This window comes from Nostoc sp. DedQUE02 (assembly GCF_034531035.1).
Classification (GTDB): domain Bacteria; phylum Cyanobacteriota; class Cyanobacteriia; order Cyanobacteriales; family Nostocaceae; genus Nostoc.
This window is the reverse complement of record NZ_JAVRBY020000004.1, coordinates 1-26,676: the sequence shown is the minus strand read 5'-3', so window position 1 is coordinate 26,676 and position 26,676 is coordinate 1. Positions and strand designations below refer to the sequence as shown.

15 protein-coding genes, 1 rRNA gene and 1 pseudogene are annotated in these 26,676 nt (G+C 41.2%); 7 read left to right on the top strand and 10 right to left on the bottom strand.

Going from position 1 to position 26,676, the window contains the following annotated elements:
• Positions 1–24: 24 nt before the first annotated feature.
• Genes RMX98_RS05525 through RMX98_RS05515 form a run of 3 tightly spaced genes read right to left on the bottom strand, consistent with a single transcriptional unit; the run spans position 25 to position 2,924 of the window.
• The gene (locus tag RMX98_RS05525; protein WP_322678883.1) at positions 25–780 is read right to left on the bottom strand and encodes a hypothetical protein; all 756 of its coding nucleotides are present in this window, start codon (positions 778–780) and stop codon (positions 25–27) included.
• A 33-nt stretch (positions 781–813) separates the two neighbouring features.
• The gene (locus RMX98_RS05520) at positions 814–1,554 is read right to left on the bottom strand and encodes a hypothetical protein (RefSeq protein WP_322678884.1); all 741 of its coding nucleotides are present in this window, start codon (positions 1,552–1,554) and stop codon (positions 814–816) included.
• A 2-nt stretch (positions 1,555–1,556) separates the two neighbouring features.
• The gene (locus tag RMX98_RS05515) at positions 1,557–2,924 is read right to left on the bottom strand and encodes an AAA family ATPase (protein WP_322678885.1); all 1,368 of its coding nucleotides are present in this window, start codon (positions 2,922–2,924) and stop codon (positions 1,557–1,559) included.
• 259 nt (positions 2,925–3,183) lie between these two features.
• On the opposite strand from RMX98_RS05515, the gene RMX98_RS05510 reads away from it, so the two are divergent.
• On the top strand, positions 3,184–3,555 hold the full coding sequence (locus RMX98_RS05510; protein WP_322678886.1) for a zinc ribbon domain-containing protein: 372 nt from the start codon (positions 3,184–3,186) through the stop codon (positions 3,553–3,555).
• A gap of 398 nt (positions 3,556–3,953) precedes the next feature.
• On the opposite strand, the gene RMX98_RS05505 is transcribed toward RMX98_RS05510, so the two are convergent.
• The 4 genes from RMX98_RS05505 to purD form a co-directional block, all read right to left on the bottom strand.
• A complete protein-coding gene (locus RMX98_RS05505; RefSeq protein ID WP_322678887.1) occupies positions 3,954–8,777 on the bottom strand; it encodes a non-ribosomal peptide synthetase in 4,824 nt (1,607 codons plus the stop codon).
• A 426-nt stretch (positions 8,778–9,203) separates the two neighbouring features.
• On the bottom strand, positions 9,204–14,645 hold the full coding sequence (locus RMX98_RS05500) for an AAA family ATPase (RefSeq protein WP_322678888.1): 5,442 nt from the start codon (positions 14,643–14,645) through the stop codon (positions 9,204–9,206).
• A gap of 457 nt (positions 14,646–15,102) precedes the next feature.
• Positions 15,103–17,049, bottom strand: a complete 1,947-nt coding sequence (gene nblS, locus RMX98_RS05495) for a two-component system sensor histidine kinase NblS (protein WP_322678889.1) — start codon at positions 17,047–17,049, stop codon at positions 15,103–15,105.
• Positions 17,050–17,216: 167 nt separating this feature from the next.
• Complete coding sequence (gene purD / locus RMX98_RS05490) at positions 17,217–18,494, bottom strand: phosphoribosylamine--glycine ligase (protein WP_322678890.1); 1,278 nt, start codon at positions 18,492–18,494, stop codon at positions 17,217–17,219.
• Between the two features lie 487 nt (positions 18,495–18,981).
• On the opposite strand from purD, the gene RMX98_RS05485 reads away from it, so the two are divergent.
• The gene (locus tag RMX98_RS05485) at positions 18,982–19,932 is read left to right on the top strand and encodes an NAD-dependent epimerase/dehydratase family protein (protein WP_322678891.1); all 951 of its coding nucleotides are present in this window, start codon (positions 18,982–18,984) and stop codon (positions 19,930–19,932) included.
• 217 nt (positions 19,933–20,149) lie between these two features.
• Here RMX98_RS05485 and ebsA read toward each other — a convergent pair whose 3' ends face one another.
• Positions 20,150–20,524, bottom strand: a complete 375-nt coding sequence (gene ebsA, locus RMX98_RS05480) for a type IV pilus biogenesis protein EbsA (RefSeq protein WP_322678892.1) — start codon at positions 20,522–20,524, stop codon at positions 20,150–20,152.
• 283 nt (positions 20,525–20,807) lie between these two features.
• Here ebsA and RMX98_RS05475 point away from each other — a divergent pair, with 283 nt between their 5' ends.
• From RMX98_RS05475 to RMX98_RS05465, 3 genes and pseudogenes are all read left to right on the top strand, one after another.
• On the top strand, positions 20,808–20,960 hold the full coding sequence (locus tag RMX98_RS05475; protein WP_322678893.1) for a hypothetical protein: 153 nt from the start codon (positions 20,808–20,810) through the stop codon (positions 20,958–20,960).
• Positions 20,961–21,157: 197 nt separating this feature from the next.
• Positions 21,158–22,564 carry a glycosyltransferase family 2 protein gene (locus RMX98_RS05470; RefSeq protein WP_322678894.1) on the top strand — a complete coding sequence of 469 codons (1,407 nt, stop codon included), beginning with the start codon at positions 21,158–21,160 and terminating at the stop codon, positions 22,562–22,564.
• 91 nt (positions 22,565–22,655) lie between these two features.
• A pseudogene (locus RMX98_RS05465) lies at positions 22,656–22,838 on the top strand (IS4 family transposase); the annotation flags it as partial.
• A gap of 41 nt (positions 22,839–22,879) precedes the next feature.
• Here RMX98_RS05465 and hemN read toward each other — a convergent pair.
• Positions 22,880–24,262, bottom strand: coding sequence for an oxygen-independent coproporphyrinogen III oxidase (hemN, locus tag RMX98_RS05460; RefSeq protein WP_322678895.1), 1,383 nt, complete (start codon positions 24,260–24,262; stop codon positions 22,880–22,882).
• Positions 24,263–24,433: 171 nt separating this feature from the next.
• The gene (locus RMX98_RS05455) at positions 24,434–25,150 is read right to left on the bottom strand and encodes a heme oxygenase (biliverdin-producing) (RefSeq protein WP_322678896.1); all 717 of its coding nucleotides are present in this window, start codon (positions 25,148–25,150) and stop codon (positions 24,434–24,436) included.
• A 626-nt stretch (positions 25,151–25,776) separates the two neighbouring features.
• Here RMX98_RS05455 and RMX98_RS05450 point away from each other — a divergent pair.
• Together RMX98_RS05450 and RMX98_RS05445 are read left to right on the top strand one after the other, a co-directional pair.
• Positions 25,777–25,950 (top strand): hypothetical protein, encoded by a 174-nt coding sequence (locus RMX98_RS05450; protein ID WP_322678897.1) that lies wholly within the window; start codon positions 25,777–25,779, stop codon positions 25,948–25,950.
• A 570-nt stretch (positions 25,951–26,520) separates the two neighbouring features.
• Positions 26,521–26,676 (top strand): 16S ribosomal RNA (locus RMX98_RS05445); the annotation flags it as partial.

The window sequence follows — 26,676 nt, the reverse complement described above, 5'->3', positions numbered from 1 at the left end:
CATATTGTGCAGAGGTTGGCAAATCTACCTATTTTGTGGGATAGTTGGGCTAGGTTGGTAAGTTGAGTTGGATCTTAGTTGACTAATCACAAAGAATGTACCAAAAGTTAAGGCTATTGATACAAGTGCGATCGCTAAAGAATTATTCTTCCAAAAGCTCAGTTTTCCATGTGTATAAGCCTTATTGGCTATATTTACCTCCCGCCTAGCGTCTTCTAAAATTGATTGCAGAGCATTTATTTGTTCATCTTGTAGTTCTGCATATCTATCTTGTCTAAAAGCATTTTCTATAATTTTTATCTTTTCCTCAGAAGATACTTGAGCAAGTTCTCTTTTGACAACTTCATAAGGATTAGTTTGCTTTACAGGTTGTGAGGATGCAGTTTGAGGGTTTGGTTTAAAATGTTGCTGCTGAAATTTATCCAGTTTCTCATGCTTGACTGGTTCTGAGGATTGATTTGGCTGAATTGGTGGTTTAATCGGAGTATCTTGTCGAATTTCTTTTTTGGTAAAATTGTATACGTTATTTTGCGTTGCAGGTTTTGATGATTGGTTTTGAGGTGTTTGTGGTTGAGTTGGAATACGCTGATTATTACCTATTGCATTTGTCTTCAATGACCATTTATACTCACTATCTTGGACAACTATATTCTTCAATGAAGAATATAAGTAATGGTTGACTTCCCGTCTTTCAACTCCCAGCATATCAGCAATTTTTACCGCTCTTAGGGGAGTGCCACGTTTTAATATTTCAACAATTTTAGATTCCAGACTATCCATATTAGCCACCAATTTTAACTTTATAGAATAAAGTCAGATTGTACCTTCTGCAAAACTGTCGATAATCTTTAGCATTGTTTTGTCACCTAAGCCTTTGATCCGATCTACGACATTGCTAAAGGATTTGAATTTTCCATTGTCACGCTCACTGATTATTTTTTCAATTATTTTAATATTGATACCAACCCGTTTCAACTTAGAGGTAAGCTCAGATACACCCAAAGTATTAAGCGCCTCCAATGGTTGCATTGGTTTTGGAATTCGGTTTTCAATTTCCTTCAGTCTGTCATTAATATTTTTAATTTCAAGCCTAAACTCTCTCTGTAATTCAATAGTGCGGTTTTCAAAGCGTGATTCAAGATTTGTCATGCGAGATTCTGTGTTGATAAATCGTGATTCCGTATTGATTAAGGGGGATTCTATACCATCTGAAACAGGAGATACATTACTAGAAGTAGCAGTATTTGGCATTCTTAGTAATTTAATCTGTTGTTCAATACTTTCTTGATTGTTAGACTCAATAATAAATGCTCCTATCATTTCACCCTTGCGTAGGTCTATCTCCCTTGCTCTAGCGGCAGCATAGTATTCAAAGTGTCCATCAACCACCTCATAGGATTCTAGACTAGTAATGCGAAGTATAAGAGGATTGATAATTCCTTCACCTTTTAAAATTAACTCTGCAACACGATTAAGTTCATTTTCTGGAAAATTTGAACGTGGAAGACTAGATGTAATTTGTTTAACAGGAACAAACGAAACAGATAATAACATTACTAAATTCCTATTTTTTGTAACACTTCTATAGCTAGTAACTCAAATTCCTTAGCAGAGTCACCGTGTGGTTTGTATTCAAAGACAGACCTGGGATCAGGAATTTCTAAATCTCCTATCTGTTGAACTTGTTCAAGACACTTTGCAAGTTCCTCTCTTTGATAAATCACCGTGTCTATTACTGGCAAGTTATATCGTTCAGTAATTGCTAATATTTGTTTGGGTAAAGTATGTTGTACAAATTTTTGAAAAGTTGCAATTTTACAAGGAAGAACACCCAGGATTTTTATAGGTGACTTATTTAGTAGATTTTTTCTGAATGGGTTGATATCTTGCTTAATATATTCTTTTACATTTGTTAATCCTTGATTAGCAAATGGTTTCAAATCTGAAGGAATAATTAAATAGTCAGACGTGACAAGCGCAATGAATGCAAACAGGTTTAAAGAAGGAGGAGTATCAATAATTACAACATCATATTTATTTTCTACTTCTTTCAATTTATATACTAGACTAGCTTGACTTGATCTGAGTCCATTTAGCTCGGTTTCCGTTTTCATCAAATTAATGTGCGATGGAATTACATCTATCTCTGGATTTGTAAATGAAGATTTCTTAGCTAGTTCTGAGATAGTATCAAGTTCAATTGAACGTAGTATATGATAAACATAATTATCTTTTATATTATCTGAGATTTCATCATCAAATTTAACTAAACCTGTAGCAAATGTAGTATTAGCTTGGCTATCTAAATCAATAACTAAAACTCTTTTACCCTTCTTCCTAATAGCAGCAGCTAAATTAACTACGGTGGTTGTCTTACCAACGCCACCTTTATTATGATAAACCGCAATTATTTTCATTGAATTTTCTCTCTTTGTTTCAAAATTGGAATTATTTTCAGTTATTTTAACTTCTGCTTTATCTAGCAGCTGTCCTTCTTTTAGGCTTTCTCTACCAATTAAGGTTTTAATAATTTCTAATTTAGTCTCAACTTCCTTTCCAGAACATTGAAATACTAGTTGAATATCGTATTGTAATTTTTGATAAATCCTAATCTCTTTGCCATTAGTCAACAAACCATACCTGACATTCAAGCTGGTTAAATAATGCCTGAGTCGGAGAACATGATGATTTAAGTTTTGTTTGGGATGCTTTGCTTCCATGACAACACTCAGCGGTGAGTTGGCATCTAAGACAAAGGGAATTACTTGTGCGGCAAATGCTAAGAAATCTAAGCGGATGCTACCAATGGCAACTTCTTGATGCCAGGTGTCAGGAGTATAACCTAGCTGTGGTAGCAAATATTGCACTATGAGTTTGCTTTCAACTTCGCTTTCGTTACGGCACAGCTCAGGATTAAAAAGCAATATTTTTCTACCTCTAAATAATTATTGGACTTGGGACAAAACCTGATATTTGCTAGATTATGGCATAGCCTTAATTATGTTGAGTGATAGAAATCACTTAGAAAAACATAAATAATCATGATAAAATTGGTACTTTTGCTGATACAATAACCACTTCTGAGAGCTAGCCATATTCAAAATTAACAGGCTACGTATGTATTTCCCCATTATCCCTGTAAATGGCTAGAATCAAAGTGTTTACCTATTTGCACTAAAGGTTTTGGCTACTGTATCTTGTCCCCACTGCCATCAACTTGTTGATAGTCAAGCTATTAGTTGTCCCTATTGCCGGACTACACTCAAAGCTTACGGTCATCCCGGTATTCCATTGCACCGCGCTGCTGGGGATGGGTATCTGTGCGACACCTGCACCTATCACGCTGATGATACTTGCAATTTTCCTAAACGTCCCTACGCCAAAGACTGTACCCTCTACCAAAATATTGAAGAGACAAAATTAGAGTTGGAACAGCAGCGTTACACTAACAGTTTTGCTGTAACTGTGAAAAGTTGGGTAAAACGCAATCAGGCTTTGCTGTTACTTTTGGGTTTATTATTGGTCTGTTTGTTGTTCGTGATATTAAGGTCTTGATTTGGGTTTTCTAAAGAGTGGAGAATATAACGCTTCTGTGTTGAGTCTAATACAGAACTAAAGAGGGGAGCATCTCACTTTTGCAAAAGTAAGATGCTCCCCTTTTATACGATGTGCCTTTAACAGTTGACCATCATCGGCACCAAATACAGTGTCACTATCGCTTTGAACCACTAACCAGAAATCATCAGTCCTATGCCTTGGCATAGGACTGATGCTCTTGGATAATAAAGTAGCGTTTTTCAGCAGCAATACCAAATAAGAACTTGAGCGTACAACAATTCCTATCTGCCAGCCAAACATCGTCTTATTCAATAGTAGATAAATCATACTATGCACTCCAGAATTACTGGAGATAGTTGAAGGGAATGTTAAGCTGAAAATTATAGCGCGAACATTTACTCCTGTCTTAAAGGTGGTGAATTTAAGAAACCACTACTAATGAAATATGAGAAGTATTTATCCAGCAGTTTAGCATCCATTGATGGACAAAAAATTCCAGAATCTGCCAATCCATTGAGGGTATTCTGATAGTCAAAATCAACTATATTTTGATACAACTCCATGATTGTCAAAGCATTTTGATAGACTTTTTCAGACATCATCGGTAAAAGCGGATGTAAAACATTTTCCTGAGAGTCCCTGAAATTTGCAATTAGCTTATCTTTCCACTGACTATATGGTAACTTCTTGAGTTGATAACCATAAGAACAAATAAACTCAAAAAGCTCAGTGATACCTAGATTGTAGTCTGGCGGGGGTACTATATGGAAAGCTTTTCCTAGAGATTCTTGCTTTTTGGATAAATGAACAATTGCTCTGGAGGCGTAATCCACAGGAATCAATTCTTCTTTTTGCTCTATGAGTTCCGGAAAACTACCAAGCTGTATGCATCCTTTAATAACTCTAGGCACAAAAGAATCTTGTGTATGAGCAATACCTGTACCGCTATGTCCCATAAGAAATCCGGTTCTGAAGACGCTAACAGGTATTCCCCTAGACTTGGCAACCCATACAAGATTTTCAGCTACCCATTTGGTTTGAGCATAGCCAAGATCCAGAGCAACATAGTCTTTACAAGACTCGATGTTATCATCTTCGTAAACTACTTTTTGTCCTGTAAAATGGCTGATTGCACCAAAAACAGCAATGGTAGAAATGTAATGCATTGGTTTAATTTTGCCCATACAAGCTAATCTGAGAACTTCTTGAGTTCCGAGAACATTGGATGCCTTGATTACAGAGTATGGTTTAGCAAAATTGACTTGGGCCGCACTGTGATAAATGGTATCAATTTGCAAACCCAGTTTTTCAAACTGTTCAATAGGAAGACCCAAATATGGCTGTTCTAAGTCTCCCGGAATCGCAATCACATGAGAGCTAAATTTTGGGTGATGAAGGGAATATTTTTCTAGGTTTTGTTGAATCTTTTTCAACCCTTCATGCTCATTTTGGGAGCGTACCAGGCAGTATATTTTTGCTTGAGTTTGATGTAATAGTTCATCAAGTAAAAAAGCCCCCAAAAAGCCTGTAGCACCTGTGAGAAAAACATGACGCAATTCATCGACCTGAGCAACAGACCTTCCTTGAGCATCGATCGCAGGATCGAGTACTACCTCAGATTTTAGATCGATCGCACTGGTTAAAGCAGAAGCGCCATCTCGACGCACTGTCTCTATTACCTGAGCCAGCGCTTCTATAGTGGATTTCTCAAACAAGCTTTTTAGGGGTAAATCTACTTGAAAGGTTTCTTTTACATAAAAAATCAACTGAGATGCTAGCAGGGAATTACCGCCAAGCTCAAAGAAATTATCGTGAATCCCAACTTCTGCGATCGCCAAAACCCGGCTCCAAATTTCAGCCATTTGTGACTCAATCAAGGTACGAGGCGCGACAAATGCTGCTTCTAAATCGCTTCTATCCATTTCCGGCTCTGGTAGACTGCGAATATCTATATTGCCGTTGGATATCTGCTTAGTTTGCCGATCGCCAGGGAATGTTAACAGGGGTAAGTTGGAAATTGTCTGATCTGGGTTAGAAACAATACTCTGTAATAAAGTAGAAAAATTTTCCACCATCAGAGCGATCGTCTCAGCTTTAAATAGGTCAGTATTATATTCCAAGTTGCCAGATATCCCTGCTGCTGTCTCGCGTAGTTCGAGGTATAGATCGAACTTGGATGTCCCGTTATCAATTTCCAGACGGTTCATTGTCAATCCGGGAACAGTCAGCTTAGGTCTTGGGGTATTCTGAAGATGAAACATCACTGAAATTAGTGGATTCTGGTTCAAGCCTCGCTCGATCTGGAGAGCATCAACTAGCTTCTCAAACGGTAGGTCTTGGTGAGTATAACCCGATAAAGCTACTTCCCGGACTCGACCTAACAACTGCCGGAAACTTGGAGAGTCAGACAAGTTGGTTCGCAATACCAAAGTATTGAGCAAAAACCCAATTAGTCCTTCTAATTCAGAACGGTGGCGATCGCTTATCGGAGCGCCTACTAAAATGTCTTCTTGCCCTGTGTAGCGAAATAGGAGTGTCTGGAACGCTGCCAACAAGGTCATAAACAAGGTAGTACTCTCTTGGTGCGAGAGAACATTAAGGGCATCTGTTAGGGATTTGGGGATAACGATTGATTGACGCGCACCCTGATATGTTGGCTCTAATGGTCGTGGATAATCGGTGGGCAATTTTAATATGGGTAGACTGCCACTCAAATGTTGCTGCCAATAAGCTTGCTTATTATCTAAAATTTCACCTTGTAGCCACTGACGTTGCCAAGCTGCAAAGTCTGCATACTGAATAGCTAAGTCAGGAAGAGGAGAAGGGTTGCCAGTGGAAAAAGCTTGATAGAGAGTTGATAGTTCCTTGAACAAAACACTTAAAGACCAATCATCACAAAGAATGTGGTGTAGGTTAAGAAGGAATATATGTTCCTCTGAACTCAATTGCAGCAATGTTGTTTGTAGCAATGGGCCTTGAACTAAATTGAAAGGACGTTGGGCTTCTTCAAGTACGATCTGATGGACTTGAGATTCTTGCTCGTCTGGAGACAGCCCTTGGAGATTCACCACTAAGAGTTTGATGGGAAAAGTTGAGTGGATGACCTGTATGGGTTGTCCGTTCAAACTGGAATATGTAGTTCGTAGGACTTCATGACGTTTGATAATTTCATTCAAGCTCTGCTCTAATATTGTGGCGTTGAGTACACCTCTGAGGCGAAAGGCTTCGGGAACATTGTAAAAAGCATGATTGGGTACTAACTGGTCAATAAACCACAACCGTTCTTGCCCAAAGGAAAGCGGTAAATCCCCATCGCGCCTAATGGATTGTATTGGTACAGAACATCCTATGTCTTCCTGTTGTGCTTGTATGATGCTGTCAGCTATTTCAGAGATGGTGGGCGCTTCAAAGAAATGCCGCATTGGCAACTCAACTTGAAAGATATCCCGGATACGACAGAGGATTTGAAAGGCTAGTAAGGAATGTCCTCCCAACGCTAAGAAATTGTCATGAACGCCAATGTTTTTTAGACCCAATACAGTAGACCAAATTTCTGCTACTCGTTCCTCAATAGGAGTCCGAGGAGCAATAAACTTCTCATTCGTATTCAAAGTTTGAACGGGTGCTGAGAGTGCCTTGCGATCGACTTTTCCGTTAGCTGTTAAGGGTAAAGCACTCAATTGCACAAAGCGAGAAGGGATCATGTAGTCAGGCAATTTCTGTTTGAGAAAACGGCGTAAATTACCAACATTCATGTCTGATGATTCGGGCTTGAGAACTACGTAAGCTACTAGGCGTTGGTCGCCAGGGGAAAATTCTTTAGCAATCACTACAACTTCTTGCACATCAGGATGTTGCCACAGTGCAGTTTCAATTTCTCCTAGCTCAATCCGGAAGCCGCGAATCTTTACTTGTTGGTCAATGCGCCCAATATACTCAATGTTGCCGTCTGGTAAGTAGCGAGTTAAGTCGCCTGTTTTGTAGAGGCGTTGGCTTTTGACTAGTTCTCCACCAGCCTCGTTAATGAATGGGTTGGGAATGAATCGCTGGTCTGTCAGTTCTGGACGGTTGAGATAGCCTCTAGCTAGTCCCTCGCCGCCAATGTATAGTTCTCCAGGAACACCTGTGGGTACTATCTGCATTTGCTCGTCCAACAGAAGACAGTATGTGTTGGTTATCGGACGACCAATTGTCACGATGCTGTCACCTTTGTTTACCAGAGCAAATGTCGAATAGGTCGTATCTTCCGTCGGGCCGTATAGATTAAAGACTTTTTGAATATTGTCCAACTGATAGATTTGCTGTACCAAACGATTTTGCAGAGGTTCGCCGGCTAAGTTAACGGTACGAACAGAAGTGGGTATACCTTGAATTCTCAGTAACTCTGCGATCGCAGATGGCACTGTATTGATTAGAGTGACTTCTTGAGCGGCAAGTAAGGTAGGTAAATACAAGGCATTTTCTGCCAAAATCACCTTACCACCACAACTGAGGGGAACAAATATTTCAAAAACTGAGAGATCGAAGCAAATAGATGTTGCGGCCAGCACTCCAGCTAGATCCTCGGTTGTAAAAACTTCTCTAGCCCAATGCAACAGAGCGACTGTGCTGTGATGTTCGATAGCTACCCCTTTCGGTTTACCAGTCGAACCAGAGGTGTAAATGACATAAGACAGGTTTTTATCTGTCGCTAGACAGGTTAGATTCTCCTGACTTTGTTGAGTAATTGCCTCTTTATCGCTATCTAGACAAACTATATGGGCCTGATGCTCTGGAAGTTTTGAAAGTAGATGTTGTTGTGTCAGTAGTATTGGTAACTGTGAGTCCTCTAGCATTAAAGCTAGGCGCTCTGAGGGATAGGCTGGATCTAAGGGGACATAAGCTCCGCCTGCTTTGAGGATGGCTAATAGTCCAACAATCATTTCTAGCGATCGCTCCAGGCAAATGCCAACTAAAACCTCTGGTTTGACATTCAGGGTTTGTAGATAGTGTGCTAGTTGATTAGCTCGCTGGTTAAGTTCTTGATAAGAAATTTGTTTGTCTTCAAAAATCACCGCAATTTGCTCAGGTGTTTTTTCTACTTGATATTCAAACAACTGATTGATACATATATTACTTACGTAAGCTGCTGGATTTTCATACCATTCCAGAAGCAGCTGATCTACTTCTATCTTGGGTAAACTGAGGTCTTGTTGAAAACTTTCAGTAGAATTTTTCACAATAAATTAGTAAGCTTTGATACTATTAACCTATTCTAAAATACTTAAATTGGCTAGTCACAATGAAAAGTTTCTACGCTGAAGTTGACACATATCAGCAATGCTGTGCCCCTACCGCGTGGTCTATTTACCTGAAAATAGCTGTAAGATATAGCCTTGGCTCTGACTGGTTAAGAGCCTGGAGGCTCTTAACCCATTCTGGAAGGCTCCGCCTCCAGAGACTTCTTGGCATTTGTAGGGAAAAGGGTAAGGGGTAAAGGGGAAAGAAAAAACCTTTAACCTTTACCCTTTACCCTTTAACCTTTTCCCCAAATTCAATTCCGAGTTAAAAATCCACAAAGCGTGCAGTATTGTAAAGGTATGGAATTTTTTCAAACCCAGTAACCTTTCCCCAACCGGAAAGTAAAAGTAACTTTTGCAAGATGTCTAATAGATAGGGAGAACAATCTCAAATTCAGTTCCCTCAGTGGGCTGAGAACGCACAGTTAAAGTACCGCGATGTTGTTGGATAATGGAATAGCAGACAAATAAGCCCAAACCTTGACCGCGACCAATGGGTTTTGTAGTGAAAAACGGTTCAAAAATCCGCTCTTGCAGATTTACAGGAATGCTACTATCTGTATTGGCGATCGCAATTCGTAACCATTCACGATCTATCACTCCAGTACGAATCCGAATTTCTGGGTGTTGGCTGCTTTGGGGATTATCTCGAATCGCATCAATGGCATTGTTAATCAGATTTAGGAAGACTTGATTCAACTGGCTAGGATAGCAAGTCACCAGAGGTAGATTGCCATACTCCTTAATAACGCGCACTTCGGGTTGATTTTCAGAAGCTTGTAAACGATGTTGCAAAATTAACAGCGTGCTTTCAATACCACTGTGTAAATCTACAGCTTTGATTTCGGCTTCATCTAAGCGAGCAAAGTTGCGTAAACTCTGGACAATTTTGCTGATGCGATCGCTACCAATCTTCATAGATTCTAAGGTTTGATTAGCATCTTTAAACAGAAAATCAAGCTCAATTTCTTCCTTCATCGCTTGAATAGCTGGATTAGGTTGGGGATATTCTTGCTGATAAAGTGTCAGCAAACGCATCATATCTTGAATGTAATTTTCTGTATGGGTGAGATTACCCTTAATAAAATTAACTGGATTGTTAATTTCGTGAGCAATACCAGCTACCAATTGACCCAGAGATGACATTTTTTCGCTATGAATTAATTGTCCTTGAGTTTGCTGCAATTTTTTCAAGGTCTGCTCTAAATCTTGGGCTTTTTGGTTGAGAGCTTGGGTTTTGTGTTCTACCTCTGCTTCTAGGGTGTAAGAATAGTTTTCAGTTTGTTGATACAGACGGGCATTTTCCACAGAGATAGCGGCTTGACTAGTTAGGAGTTGGAGAATCTCGATGCGATCGCTAGTAAAAGCGCCTAAAGTTAAGTTGTTCTCTAGGTACAAAATACCGATGAGTTTTCCTTGGCGACTAATGGGAGTACATAAAACTGATTTGGGCTGGTGAGTGAGAATGTAGCGATCGCTGGCAAATTGCACTGCTGTACTCAAGTCTTCAAACACAGCCGTCTCTTGAGTTCTTGCTACTGCATAAATCAAACTTTGGGGAATTTCTGAGTATTGCTCTAGGGGAATTTCTAAGGTTTTTACCAGTTCTCGCTCGGCTTGAGCTACAACTAACCATTGTTCCTCTTGGCGAAGAACCAAATGACCGATTTGGGCGCCAGCATTGGCGATCGCGATCTGCATCAAAGTTGCCAACAGTTTCTCTAATTCAATTTCTTGAGAGATGGCTTGTGCGGCTTTCATTACCGCTTGTAAATCTAAGTATAAATTTTGGTTGCTAGAACTTTTAGTTACACTTCTCATCAAAGTTAAGGGGATGGTTGTCGTAGATGTGATGCCAATATTAGGCGATTGGAGAATGGCTGTTAGTAGTTGCGGATATTGTTCTTCTAAATGGGCAACTTTCGTCTTTGCACCCCAATGGGCGTAGCAGTAGTAGGCTTGTTGCATATAGTCTGCGGCCAGCTTCTCTTTGCCGCAAGCCAGATAGAATTTGGCGGCCAGCTCATTGCTGAGTGCTTCTTCTTGGATATAGTCGTTTTCTTTTGCCCTCTGAATGGCTTTTTTATAGTAGGTGATTGCGTCTAAATGACCCAAAATTTTTGCCCGCTCTGCTTCAACTAAATCATATTTGTGCTGATGATTGTTGGGAGCGTGACAAGCCCATTGACTCATCAATTTCTGGTTTTCTGCAACTTTTTCTAATGCCGATTGTTGCTCTGCCTCATTGCCATTTGAACAGGTAGCCAACAGAGCGAGGGAGTAATAGAAATTATGTTCGGCAAACTGCAAGAAGCCAACCATGTTTCCCAGGTATTTTTCGGCTTCTTGAGCATGGATAAGTGCCTGCTGATAGTCCTCAAAGATGAACAGAAGAATGGTCTTTGCCAGATGGAGCTGAAACAGGAGAGTTCCGTTTTGAGTTTCAATTAAAATCGGCAGCATTTTTTGCTCGTCGAAACTATCTCCAACTAGTATTAGGGGATCTTCTGCTGCTCCCATCAAATTCAACACCAGCTGACGACAAATCTGGCTGAAATAAATTTGATATTCTTGTTTGAATTTCAACAACAGATCGATGTATTTTTGCTGTTGCTGATTTACCTGCTCCAGTGCTTCACCGATGAAGAAAAGATAGTTGCAGTAGGAGGCGGCGTTGTAGCAGGCATACTCTACATCACCCATTTCTAATCCAACCTGAATAGCTTCACGTAAAGGAGCGATCGTTTTCCGAGCGGGTTCTTGCCAGTGCCGCACAAACACATCAAAAATGTTAACCACTTTTGCATACAATTTCCTCTCGTTGAAGCGCTCCAGCAATTTTAATCCTAGTTGTCCAAACCGATAGCCTTTTTCAATTCCGGTAGGGGTACCACATAGAACCAGACCATAAAAGGTGTAGCCAAATGCCGAAAATGCCGAATTGCCAAATTGAATCGATAAGTTCACTAGTGTGTAAGCAATCAGTGGTAACAACTCTGGTTTAGCATTCAGGCTGGGAGTGACCATTGCGATCGCAATTCGCATGGCTGCTAACTTGTGCGGATCGAGCATCTCTGGAAGGTTAATTAAATCTTCGATCGCTAACTCCTGTGGAGGTTCTTTAAACAGCGGTTCACCCAAAAACTCCAGCACTTGCAGACAGATGTCGATTGCTGCCAGCATTTGATTCTGAGCAATGTAGAAATAGATTTTGATTTCATACATCTTCACCTTTTGCAGCAAATCCTGGGCGTGCTGAAGAACAATTTCTGAAAGCCTTTCTGCCTGCTCGAAATGGGCAGTCAGGTACTCAATTTCAGCCGCTTCTGTATAAAGGGCAAGGGTCAGGTCGTAGCGATCTGACCAACCGTTTTCTGGGAGCGCTGCTAGTCCTGCTGTGAAGTATTTATTTGCCATTTCATAGGCGGTTGCTGCCTTGGCTTTTTGTCCTGCAAGCAGGTTCAGTTGAGCTAGATCCAATTCTTGCAGCCTAGAGATTTCGTCACCATTTTGTGCATTCAACAATCCAGGAGAACTTTTTTGAGATGTCAATTTCAGACCGTAGTTCAATTGATTGACAATTTCAAAAATTTTCCCTTCTCGCTCTGCTTCCGGCGTATTTGCCCACAGTTGTTGTCCGATTTGGAAGTGGATAGACTGTTTTCGATCTTCTGGAATCAGACCATAGGCAGTTTGTTGGACGCGATCGTGCAAGAATTTATAAGGAACGACAATCTCACTACCGCGATCGATATGGTCTGAGTTATTTGATTGGAAGAACTTGTAGGTTTCGCTAATGGGGAGAATCAGACCTTCTTGTAACGCCGTCCATAGGTTGGTCGCTATATTAATAAGTGATTTATCACAGACCATTGCCAAGGTCTTCAAATCAAATTGGTTGCCAATACAAGCCGCCAGTTTCAAAAGCTCCTGTGTATCCACCGGAAGTTTCTGTAACTGCAATGCTATGAACTCTACCACTCCATCGGTCAATGCCAATTGCCGCACCGAAGCCAGATCGCATTGCCAGTAACCCAGTTCTGGCTGGAACTGAATGCAACCCTCTTCGTACAGTGCTTTGAGAAACTGTGTTGTAAAAAAGGGATTACCTTTGGTTTTCTGATATACCAATTGCGTCAGGGGTTGAGCCAGTTCATTGGGACAACTTAAGGTGTCTGCCACCAATTGATTCACCGTTATTTCGGACAAGGGTTGCAGGGCAATGGTATTGACGGTAGCTTGGGCTTGCTGAATCTGTTCCAGCGTTAGTATCAAGGGATGAGTCGGAAAAACTTCATTATCTCGATAAGCGCCCAGAATAAGTAAATATCCAGAATTGGCTTCACCGATCAATAATTGCAGTAAATTCAAAGAAGCCGAGTCTGCCCATTGCAAGTCATCCAGAAACATCACTAGCGGATGCTCAGGGGTGGTGAAAACCTCGATAAATTTCTGAAATAGCAAATTAAAACGATTTTGGGCCGCATTACCAGATAGTTCTGGGACTGGCGGCTGTTGACCGATAATTCGCTCTAGTTCCGGGATCACATCAACAATCGCTTGTCCGTTTTCGCCCACAGCCGCCAAAATTTTTGCTTTCCACGCCGCCAATTGGACATTACTCTCACTCAGCAATTGCCCCATCAAATCGCGAAAGGCTTGCATAAAGCCACTAAACGGAATATTACGCTGCAACTGATCGTACTTGCCTTTGATGAAGTAACCGCGTTGTCTGACAATCGGTTTATGGACTTCATTGATCGCCACAGTTTTACCAATCCCGGAAAATCCTGCTACTAGCATCATTTCTGAACTGCCATTAGCGACGCGCTCAAAAGCTTTGAGCAAGTTTGCAACTTCTGTTTCTCGCCCATAGAGTTTTTCGGGGATAATGAAGCGATCGCACACATCCCGTTTTCCCAAGACAAAGGTTTCTATTCTACCAGTTGCTTTCCATTGATTGAGACAGCATTCTAAGTCATATTTCAAACCCAAGGCGCTTTGATACCGATCTTCAGCATTTTTCGCCATCAACTTCAATACTATCTCTGAGGCGATCGCGGGAATTTCTGGATTAATACTGTGTGGAGCGAGTGGCAGCTTGGCTAAATGACAGTGTACTAACTCCATCGGATCGTTGGATTGAAAGGGTAATTGTCCAGTCAAAAGTTCGTACAATGTCACCCCTAAAGCATAGAAATCACTGCGGTAATCAATGCCGCGATTCATTCGTCCGGTTTGCTCTGGGGAAAGATAGGCAAGGGTTCCTTCCAACACATTCGGATTTTGGATTTTTTGGGTTTCGCGGGGGAGGAGGGAGGCAATGCTAAAGTCAATCAGCTTAACTTGTTGCGATTCTGGATGAATCAAAATGTTAGCGGGTTTGATATCTTTGTGGATGACTCGATGCTGGCAGACATCATGGAGAATATCAGCAATTTGTCGGGCTATTTCTAAAAATTCCCCTAAAGATAAGGAATAATTTTGGGTATAATCCCGTAGGGAAATGCCACCAAAATCTTCCATCACCAAAGCATAACTGTTAGCGTATGCTTCTAGGCTTAATGGATGGATTATGCCAGGAATATTGAGATTTTTGGTAATTGCATACTCGTTACGAAACTGTAATAATTCGTTAAAGTTGGGGTAGTCTTGCCGTAATAGTTTAATCACCACCGGACGCTGACTTAACTCCTGCACTGCTCGATAAACTATTGTCTGAGAACCTGCATATAGCTGCTTAACAATGGCATAACCAGGGATATACGGCAATGGATTTGAATCGGGGATTGCTGCCAGCGTCGTCATAGGGTCAAATTAAAATTTTGAGAAGAAGTTGATAATTTTAATATTTCCCAAGAATTTGGCAGAATAAACATTCCGTAACTTGTATACATAATTAATTGAGCCACAACTAGGCAAAATTCAATGCTGCTTGCACGAAGATTGTCAATGACAGTTATATCAACAACTAATACTTGTCGGTTAATGGGAAAAGGGGAAGGGGAAAAGGGAAATAAAAAACCTTTAACCCAACCCCAGTAACCTTTTCCGCAAACCAAATTCTGAGTTCAAAACGCACAAAGCGAGTAGTATTGCCTAGAGAGCGATCGCTAATCAACTTTTATGTATAAATTGAATAAAGTGTGGCAATTTCTTCAAAAGCTTCATCCAAAATTGCCACTATCGGGAATGGTCAAAAATAACAAACCATACTCAATCCTTAATCTTCAGGTTGTGATGATTTTGGATGCTTCTGCAATTTTCAAACTGTGGTAATTTTGGATGTTTCCGCAATAGGTTCAACTTGTATCAATGGTGCTTTTTCTTCAAATATGGCTAAGTCAAACCAAAAAGTGGTGCCAATGCCGACTTCACTCACTAGATAGACTTTACTACGATGTCTGTCGATGATATTTCTAACAATTGATAAACCTAAACCCGTACCTTCTAGGGTGTGAACTCGGTTTTCTACGCGGAAAAAGCGTTCAAAAATTGAGTGTTGATCTTCTGTGGCGATGCCAATTCCAGTATCGGAAATTTCAATCCGCACTGGTGCAGATTCGCTGTGGCTGGGGTTGAAATCTAGTTGGTAGGCGCGGATTGCTACTTTACCACCGGCTTTGGTGAATTTAAGCGCATTACCAATCAGGTTGCCAAACACTTGTACTAATAAATCGTAATTACCTAATACTAGCGGCAAATTAGGGGCAACTTCCTGAACAAGTTCAACACCTTTATCTTTGGCATTGAGTTGGTAAGTACGCAGGGTTTGCTCGATCGCTTGGGCTAAATCTACGCCATCAAAGCTGTAGTTGCGACCAGATTCGAGTTTTGATAAATCCAAAACATCGTTAACTAGGCGGGTGAGGCGATCGGTTTCATGGTTGACTGTTTGCAGAAACTCTTGCCGTTCTTGTAAATCTAAGTCTTCGCCGTAGTCGTGCAGGGTTTCAATATAAGTTTTAATGTTAAATAGAGGCGTTCGCAGTTCGTGAGAAACGTTGCTGATAAATTGACTTTTTGCCTCGTTTAGTTCGACTTCACGGGTTATATCTTGAATAGTAATCGCAATACCTTTGATGCTTTCTCTTTGCAGATTGAGTACTGTAGTCAAGAGAATACGGATTGTCCTTGGGGTGGGTTGGTTAATAAAAATTCGGAATTCGGCGCTTTCGCATTCGCCTGCTGCCATTTCGTACAAGGGACGGGTGATTTCGATTTGTACTGATGCTGGCAAGTGATGCAAGACATTGCAACCGACTACATGAGCGGCTTCCCAGCCAAAAATTCGCTCTGCTGTGGGGTTGACTAAAATCACCTGCATGTTGTTATCGATCAACACAGCACCATCTGCGATCGTGGAAACTAAAGTTTCTAGCTTGGCTTTTTCTGCGGTTAGTTCTTCAATGTTCTGTTCTTCATAGCGCTCTAATCGCTCTGCCATCTCATTAAAGCTGAAAATTAATTCTCCTAGTTCGCCGCCTAAAGGTAAATTAATCCGCTGCTTAAAATTCCCGGTAGCAATTTGTTTTACCCCCACCAGTAGTTCTTTAATCGGCTTGGTGATGGTCAAGGCGTTAATCACTCCTGCCAAAATCACCATTACCCAAATTGTGATAAAAACGGCAATGGTGACATCGCGGGTAAAATTGGTGGAGATAACAGCGGTCTGATTGGGGTTGAACCCGATCGCTAATACACCTAAGTATTTTTTATTGACAATCAGGGGAATAAATACATCGGTGACTGTCCCATCTGGGGTTGTGTGTTGCCGCACCATCGGCTTTTCCCCATCACCAGGATAATCTTCTGGCAGTTGTATCCGCCGTTTAATGGTAAGGGAATTTTCTACCTCGGCTTCCCAAAAAGGAATGCCAAAAAAGATTTCCCCGTTTTCATCGGCATAAAGCATATAACGCACGCTAGAGGTGCTGCTATAGAAACGTTGGGAAAATCGGGCAACTTCCGTGAGATTATTGTCAGCGACCAAGGGGGCAACGTTGGCAGCAAGCAGCAGCCCCAAATCACGACCAAAGCGGGTGTCATTCATCCGCGCATCCTGCTGAATTGTATTTACAGCCCAGAAGGTCAAACCGCTCATCACTAACGAAACTACCATTGTGGCCACAGCCAGCAGTTTAGTCTGGAGAGTGAACTCCGACCACCAACTTGCGATCGCATCTCGAATTGATTTGAACAAACTTAGCATCTTAAATAAAGTTGTTAGTAGTCTTTGTTATAAAGCCCAACAACTTAAAAATTAACAGTTAATTTGACAAATATGTTAGGGAAATGGGGAATGGGGCATTGGGCATTGGGAATGGGGCATTGGGCATTGGGCATAACTCCAAACTCCAAACTCCAAACTCCTAATTCCTAACTCCTAACTCTATGACCGATATCTTTCCGGTAATACATTCCCTGAAACTGAATATGTTTGATACTAGCGTAGGCTTGGGCGATCGCTTGCTCAAAAGTTTCTCCAATTCCGGTCACATTTAATACTCGACCTCCATCTGTGACTATTTCTTGTTGCTGGTTTAATTTCGTACCTGCATGAAATACAGTTGCTCCTGCTGCTTCTGCCTGCTCAATGCCAGTAATCACTTGGCCCTTTTGATATTCTCCTGGATAACCACCGGAAGCGGCAACGACAGTAGCAGATGCTCCTCTTTTCCAAGCAATGGGCGGCAATTCATTTAAGCGCTGCTGTACGCAAGCTAGAATCAATTCTTCTAGGGGTGTTTCTAACAGTGGTAAAATCACCTGGGTTTCGGGATCGCCAAAGCGACAGTTAAATTCCAAAACCTTCAAATCGCCATCGGGTGCAATCATTAACCCAGCATACAGCACGCCTCGGTAATCAATGCCTTTAGCTCTTAAGGTGGTGATCGCTCTTTCCAATACTTCTGTTTGAATACGTGCCATCAACTCTGGTGTAGCGATGGGTGCTGGGCTGTATGCTCCCATCCCACCAGTATTTTCCCCTGTATCGCCGTCACCAATTCGCTTATGGTCTTGAGCTGGCAGCAGAGGGCGAATTGTTAACCCATCCGTCAATGCTAAAACTGACACTTCTTGCCCAATCAAACATTCTTCAATGACGACAAATTCACCAGCACTGCCAAATTGCCCTTGAAAAATCGCATCAACGGCACTTTCTGCCTGTGCAACGGTTTCAGCCACCGTTACCCCCTTACCAGCCGCCAAGCCATCAGCTTTGATAACAATTGGCGCTCCCTGAGATTTGAGGTAAGATTTAGCTGCTGTTGCTTCCGTAAATACCGCAGCCCGTGCCGTCGGAATTCCTGCTTCTTGCATCAGAGCTTTTGCCCAAGCTTTACTCGCCTCAATTTGCGCTCCGGCTCTGACTGGGCCAAATACCATCAATCCTTTTTCTTGGAGGTAATCTGTGATTCCCTTAGAAAGGGGGACTTCTGGCCCAACTATTACCAGAGTTATGCCATGTTGTAGAGCATATTGACTCATACCTTCAAAATCATCTACTGCTAGGGGCAAGTTCTGGCAATTTTCCATACTTGCTGTACCCCCATTCCCTGGTACACAGATAACTTGCTCAATTTGCTTAGATTGCAGCAGTTTCCATGCCAGAGCGTGTTCGCGCCCTCCATTACCTACAACTAAAACTTTCACTGATTTCCTCGTGCGTTCCTTGCGAAACGAGAATGCCGTATCCAGCTCTCGCGGATCAATTTTTTCATCAATTCTTACACTTATGCAAGCCCCCTCATGGCTAAAAAGGCTGAATGGCAGGCTGCAAGAAGAAATATATAGGACTCATATTTGATTTTGAAAAAAATTTGGTATACCTTAATCTTCTGAAATCCTCTTGCCTACTAAGCCAAGTGAGTTTAGTAGTCAAACCGGATTCCTATAGCTATATTTATCCTTAAATTCCAGCTTATAAAATTAGTACAATTATAAATGTTAGTAATAGCAATAATTCAATAAATATACTGAGGTTATTACCATCTAGGTATAATATTTAAGTATTTATGATGATTTTTGGAAACATTGAAATAATTGAGTAAAAAAATCATCTTCAGGTAATGACGATTATTGATTACAAGTATTAACCTGTGAATATGGAGATTAATGAAAATATCAAAAAATAGGCAACATGGCTAAAATTATTGTTACTGGAGCCGCTGGCTTTATTGGCTCTCATCTTGCAGAAACATTGCTGCAACAAGGAGAAGAAGTAATCGGGATTGATGAATTCAATGATTACTACGATCCGATGTTAAAGTTTAAGAATGTTGCACACTTACATCAGTCACCAGGCTTTTCATTAATTGAAGGAGATATTCAGTTTTTAGATTGGCAGAAACTCCTAAAAGATGTTGATGTAGTTTACCATCAAGCGGCCCAAGCAGGGGTTAGAGCAAGTTGGGGTAAAGCTTTTCGAGGTTATACAGAACGAAATATTAATGCTACACAAGTTTTGCTGGAAGCCGCTAAGGATGCTAAACACCTGAAAAGGCTAGTGTTTGCCTCTTCATCGAGTGTATATGGTGATGCAGAAACATTACCTACCCACGAGAGAATTTGTCCTCAACCAGTTTCTCCTTACGGCATTACCAAGCTAGCAGCAGAATTTTTATGTGAGCTGTATCACAAAAACTTTGGCGTACCCTCTGTAACATTGCGCTATTTCACAGTTTATGGCCCTAAACAACGCCCGGATATGGCATTTAATAAGTTCTTTAAATCCATTTTGCAAGATGAGGCAATTCCTATTTATGGTGATGGTCAGCAAACGCGGGAGTTTACGTTTGTTAGTGATATCATCGCCGCCAATTTAGCCGCCGCCACCGCACCCGAAGCAGTGGGAGAAATTTTTAATATCGGTGGCGGTAGCAGGGTAGTTTTGGCAGAAGTCTTGGATACGATTGAAGAAATTGTCGGCAAACCAATTAAAAGAAACCATATTGAAAATGCAATGGGAGATGCCCGCCACACGGCTGCTGATGTATCTAAAGCTCAGAAAATTCTGGGATATCAGCCGCAAGTTTCCCTAAGAGAGGGTTTGACGCAGGAATGGGAATGGATTAAGTCTTTGTATTCCTGATAACATTTCCTGGAATGGCTGTTAAAAGTACCTTGTGGCGGAAGTTTGCCTACCTTTAACAAGTTGCTTAATTGAGATGGTAGCTAGATTTACACCGTACTCTAATAATGCAAAAATCAAATTGCTTTGGCGGATAAAAGCAATTTGATTTTTTTATGTTTACTATTTACACAGTTTTAAAGACAAGCCGAACTTGCAAAAGTCCGGCTGAGTTCACTCAATCGTCTATACGCAATAGCTTGCGGTAAAACGGTTGTGAAAAATCGGTTATACGATAACGTTTATAGTTGTCCATAAGTTCAATCAAAAAATTAATAAACTCGAAACTAGCCATCATCAGTTCATAACTCAGTTCAGCATTGCCATCAAACTGAATTCGGCAACGGGTTAAGTCTGAGGGTAAAGTAGCAACATTCCAGGAGGCGACAAAGGGGACATGCTCACTGGCTTCTATCTTCCGATGTCCCTCCAAGACCCCTTTTTGATAAAGACTAATGGCATAAGGTAAGAAATTGCGCCTAGCGCCCTGAACGTAAGGTAAGTAAACGCTGGCTTGTTGTTGAGTGGCAGGCTGAAGTTGCTCAATAGACATTGTTAAATGTTCCTCAATTTAGTTGGCAACTGGGGATATTAGTGGTTGTTAGTAGTATTCCCAGAAGATGTGTCTAAAGCACATACGGGGGTGGAGAGCAGAGGAGATGTTGTAGTCAGCCTTTCCCCTATGCCCCTATGCCCTTGATAGTTCTGCTTCTTGTGCCCAATACCCAATAAATGAAGTTACTACTAAGAAATATTAAAATTTCGGTTACAATGATGCTGCATTAACTGTTATCGAAGCTGGGAACGATAACACTAAAAATCCCCACTGTAAAGTGATGGATACCGTTATTGCAGTTTCTCCCAACAACAAGCTGCTGCTACCTTGCTATTACTTTGCCCAAACCGGAGTTCTCTTTGAAGAAAGTCGGACTCTACAAGCTTCCTGCCCAAGTGGCTATCAAAGGAATCAAGCCTCTGTTTCAGAGTAGCAAATGTGGTTAATGTGAGGTAATTACGCAGAGTGGCGGTGACAACAAAGGTAGCCCCAGCGGCTTTTGGCTTAGGGATAGCGGGTATTGCAGTTTGCCCATTCCGATTAATATCGGGAAAAGTAGCTTAGGGATATTTGTCCGTAAAATTACTAACTGTAGACAAATACTGGTTTTTGAATCAAGTAACCTAACCTATGCCAGCGAATTCCTGGCCCGAGGAAGATTCTTATCAAGAGCTTGATCCGCTCAACTCCTTGTTATCTGACCTATCAGTAGATGAGGAGTCGGTGTTAGAGACAGATCCTGTGTCTCTACCATCTCGGTTTCAAGGTCGTAGACGCAAAGCGGCTCTAGTCTTGACTATCGTCTGGAGTGGCACGATCGCTCTACATTTAGTTTCTTGGGCTTCCATTTTTATTCTAGGACTGACCACCATTCTAGGATTTCATGCTTTGGTGGTAGTGTTTACTAAATCTCGTCGCTATCCAAAAGAAATACAGGGAGATTTGCCTTGTGTATCCGTGCTAGTGGCTGCGAAAAATGAGGAAGCAGTAATTGCTAAATTAGTCAAAAATCTTTGTAATCTGGAATATCCAGGTGGGCAGTACGAAATTTGGATAATTGACGATCACAGCAGTGATAGCACGCCGCATTTATTAGCAGAACTAGAACAGAAACACGACCAACTAAAAGTACTAAGACGTTCAGCAGAAGCTACCGGTGGCAAATCGGGGGCGTTGAATCAGGTATTGCCGTTGACAAAAGGCGACATTATAGCAGTATTTGACGCTGATGCCCAAGTGACACCAGACTTGCTGCAACAGGTAATACCTTTATTTCAAAGAGAAAAGGTGGGGGCGGTGCAGGTGCGAAAAGCGATCGCCAACGCTAAAGAAAATTTTTGGACTAAGGGTCAAATGGCCGAAATGGCACTTGATACTTGGTTTCAGCAACAGAGGACTGCCCTTGGTGGCATTGGCGAACTGCGAGGCAATGGTCAATTTGTCCGGCGTTCCGCCTTGGAAAGCTGCGGTGGCTGGAATGAGGAAACCATTACCGATGATTTGGATTTGACAATCCGCTTACATTTGGACAAATGGGATATTGAGTGTGTTTTCCATCCAGCAGTGCAAGAAGAAGGAGTCACAAGTGCGATCGCACTTTGGCATCAACGCAACCGTTGGGCAGAAGGCGGTTATCAACGCTATCTGGATTATTGGGATTTAATTCTCAAAAACCGTATGGGATGGCGCAAAAGCTGGGATTTGCTGATTTTCATGCTAATTATGTATATCTTGCCCACAGCAGCAGTCCCAGATTTATTAATGGCGATCGCTCGTCATCGTCCACCAATGTTAAGTCCCATCACAGGCTTGTCCGTTACTATGTCGATGATCGGGATGTTTACAGGTCTAAAGCGGGTACGTCAAGATCAAAAATTCCCACTTTCTACATATTTTCTGATGCTGGTGCAAACCCTGCGTGGCAGTGTATATATGTTGCACTGGTTAGTTGTCATGAGCAGTACTACTGCCCGGATGTCGGTAAGACAAAAGCGGCTGAAATGGGTGAAAACCTTGCATACAGGGAATGGAGAGTAGGGAATAGGGGAGCAGGGGAGAAGTTGCAGTAAGTTTTCCTCTCTGCCCCTTTGCTCCTCTGCCTCTTGTGCCCAATGCTCTTAATCCTATCCCACCCAAAAAATCACCTTCTTTGCAAGAAGCTGTGCGAATGATTGCAACTCTAGGTGACTTTTTAGGTCGAAAAAGCGATGGTGAGCCTGGTGTTAAAACCACTTGGTTCGGATTACATCGATTAAACAATATCGCCGCAACCTGGAAACTACTCCACCAGAATTGTCAAATATGTAGTTAACAAGCACTTCTTAGTATCTCACTCAATCGAGAAGGGCTATATCAAATGGCGCGAGAGAATTTTGTCTCTCGCGTTCTTGTGTAAGTATCAAATATAACGGCAATATTTCTGACTAGTAATCTCCCGATATCTGTAATCTGGATCTGATTTTTTGATAAACTAACTAGACCATCGACTTCTAGGGGTTTTAATGCCTCTAGTTCCTCAGAAAAATATTCATCAAAACTAATATGATGTTTGTTTTCAATGTCTTGCTTAGAAAGTTGAAAGTGAGACATAATACCCATGATCACATCCCGTCTGATGATGTCATTTGGAGTCAGTTTGATACCTTTACTAACAGGTAAAGCCCCGGCAGCCAGTGTCTGGTAATAATCCTTTAATTCCTTGTGGTTTTGGGCATAAGCATTTTCTAACATACTTATAGATGTGGCACCAAAACCAAATAATTCTGTCTCGGCGTGAGTAGTATAGCCCTGAAAATTACGCTTGAGAGTACCATTGCGTTGAGCGATCGCTAGTTCATCATTAGTTTTAGCAAAATGATCCATCCCAATAAATAGATATTGGTTATTCGTCAATTCTTCAATGGTCATTTTCAGAATCTCTAACTTTTCCTCTGCTGGAGGTAGCGCCTCTTGAAGAATATTTTTTTGCGTCGGTTTTAGCCAAGGCACATAAGCAAAGTTAAAAACTACAATTCGATCAGGATCTAATTCAATCGTCTTTTTCAGCGTCTCTTGAAATGTCTCACGTGTTTGATAAGGTAAACCATAAATTAGGTCTACATTCACACTTTCAAACTTAGCTTCTTTGATCCAACTCATGACATCAAAAAGCATTTCTTCCGGCTGGACACGATTTACAGCTACTTGAACTTGACGATTAAAATCCTGAATACCAAAACTAATGCGGTTAAACCCAATCTGTCTCAGAAATAAAATGTAGTTTTTATCGATATAACGAGGATTAATCTCAATTGAGATTTCTGCTTTTGGATCGATGTTGAAATAGCGATTCATGTTTTTCCATAAAAATTCTACTTGGTGACGCTCCAAGTAATTAGGAGTACCACCTCCCCAATGCATTTGCAGCACTTTTCTATCTGAATCGATTAAAGCTGCGGTGTTTTTGATATCTTGAACCAAAGACTCCACGTAAGGTTTAGCAATATTCTTATTGTTAGAAATTACTGTGTTACAGCCGCAAAAGTAGCAAGCACTTTGGCAAAAGGGGATATGGAAATACAAAGAAAGAGGTGTTTTGCGTTGATTCGATGCTGCGATCGCGGCCTTAAAATCAATTTCGGTGAATGTTTCGCTTAACTCTGTAGCAGGCGGGTAACTAGTGTATCTAGGTGCGCGAGTGTCGTACTTTTGGATCAGATCGATATCAAACTTGACACCAGGTAATAGAAAAACCATTGAGTTGCTTTCCAATGAATGAGTGGGGAGTGGAGAGTAAAGGGAGACAAAGAAAAAACCATACCCAATACCTTTCAGGAGTGCTGAGTACCCAGCCCTAAATAGGGAACATCACTTGTTTACTCAGCACTCAAAACTCAGAACTGTTTTGCCCAATACCCAATGACAAAATTAATTAGCCGCAGCTACTTCAGTGCTACCTGAATTCTGAGAACGAGTGAGGCTATTAAACAGGACTTGACCCAACGCTTTAATTAAACTTCCTTCTAACTCCTGAGCCATTTGTAAATTGAACCCAAAAGCATTATTAGCTTCTGCAACAATCCGTTCTGCTGTTATATCATCAACGGGTAATGCATTTAATGCCTGACGATACTTATCCTTAAATGCCTTTTTGTCAGGAATTTGCTCAAAGTTGTAAAAGGATGTGCCTTCATAGCCTGAAAGCTTCAGGGCTGACTGAGCAACTTTTTGTAGCATTTGACCCCCTGAAAGATCGCCCATGTAGCGAGTGTAGCTATGACCTAGCAATAAGGCTGGTTCACTAGCAGAAATTTCCCGAATACGGTCGACGTAGTTCTGAGCAACAGGTGAGGCTGTAACTTGCTCTCTCCAATTATCCCCATAATAGAACACCATATCTTTTTCAAGCGAGCATCGGCGATTAAGTTCCAGAAAGTAAACTGCACTAATCAGAGGATGCTCTCTATGATCCTCTAATGCCACTTCTAGTTCGCTGTAGACATAATACAAGTTGCTTAAGAACTTGGCGAAGCAGTCTCTATCCACAACTCCTTGCAAAAAACATCTCATGAATGCCACATTTTCCGCCGATGTGTGGGCTTGTTGAGTTCCGGAGCGCAGTTTTACGGCTAGATTGCTACTCATTGTTGCTTCCTTCATATTTAAGCGCAAGGTTTCTAGGCAGTCACCTACTCACGATGCTTGCTAGGGCCAGCTAAAAAATTCTTATTTTTAGGTTTAGAAAGAATCTGCATCACTTTATCCAGCAAGTACCACTGCCGATGCAAATCTCAGCTATTTTTATTTCTCCTAAGATTATTTAAATCTTAATCTATATATAACTATGGAGATATTTATACTTTATTTATATTTTTTTGATGCTCATGTTCAAGCACTTCGAAGTTGAGTAGTAACAAAAACGTTTGTGAGATAGGCATTTAAACTCTCCTGAAACTATGGGTGATAAGTTTAGTTCTCACAATTTACTTTCAATAATTGAACTGATGTCCTCAATAATGCATCTATGATTATATAACTTTTAAAAGATTAAAAAATAGATAGTATTTAAGTCTATGGAAATCTCCAAACCTGAGTTGCTGAAAGCTGCTTTAAAAGAACCTATTTAAGAAAAAAACAAGTTAAATAGGTCATCATCTCCATTCCCCGCAGAGTTGGACTTACTATATATATTCAGCTAAGTAGGTCGGTGTAAATAATTATTGTTGGGATAAGGCAGGGGGCAGAGGGTTTTTAGCTGGGGAAGAAAGAGTTTGAGCCTTATTTACTTTTATTCACACAGTTTGGTTTTATTGCGCCAACTTACATATCCTCAAGAGTTTCTAGCAATTGGCAGTATTGCGGCAAGTCAAGGCATTTATCTTTGGAATGTCAATACCGTCGTAACAAACTCTCCTGTTTTGATTCTTCCTAGTGTGATTCCCTGAAAAACAAAAGAGTGTCTGTTCGTGCCACTTGTGTGGGTAATGATATACACAAATTTAGATGCTGTCCTAATTTCCGTTCTATTTGCTGGCAGATATCTTCCTAGTTCCACCATAACTCTTCCACCACTATTTGGCAGTCGGTAATCTATGTCATCGCAAACTAAACGAACCGACAGCTACAACTCAACTTGCATCTGTATCAGAACCCATTCAAGGACGAGCAACGTGCACCATTCACACAGTTAAGGTTTGGCCACTTTATTTTTGCCCCCTCCTGTTGCTTACAGCTATTCACCTGAAAGTAATGGCAGTCAAGCGATCTGCCTTTTGAGAAAAAAAATAAACTTACCCCTTGACAAACTAGGAAATGACTAGTTACTCTAGTTAAGTGGGAAGGCGAGAGAAGCCAACCACCGCTGAACCTGAAAAATATAATACTTTGAAAGCTTAAGAAAAAACCAATCCTCGTCAAAAGATTTTGTTTTTGGGAAACCCCAAAAAGTATAGTCAAAATTTACAGGTAGGATTCCGGGAAATATTTTTTTCGGAGCCACAAACTCGAAACACAACAAAACGGAGAGTTTGATCCTGGCTCAGGATGAACGCTGGCGGTATGCTTAACACATGCAAGTCGAACGGAATCTTCGGATTTAGTGGCGGACGGGTGAGTAACGCGTGAGAATCTGGCTTCAGGTCTGGGACAACCACTGGAAACGGTGGCTAATA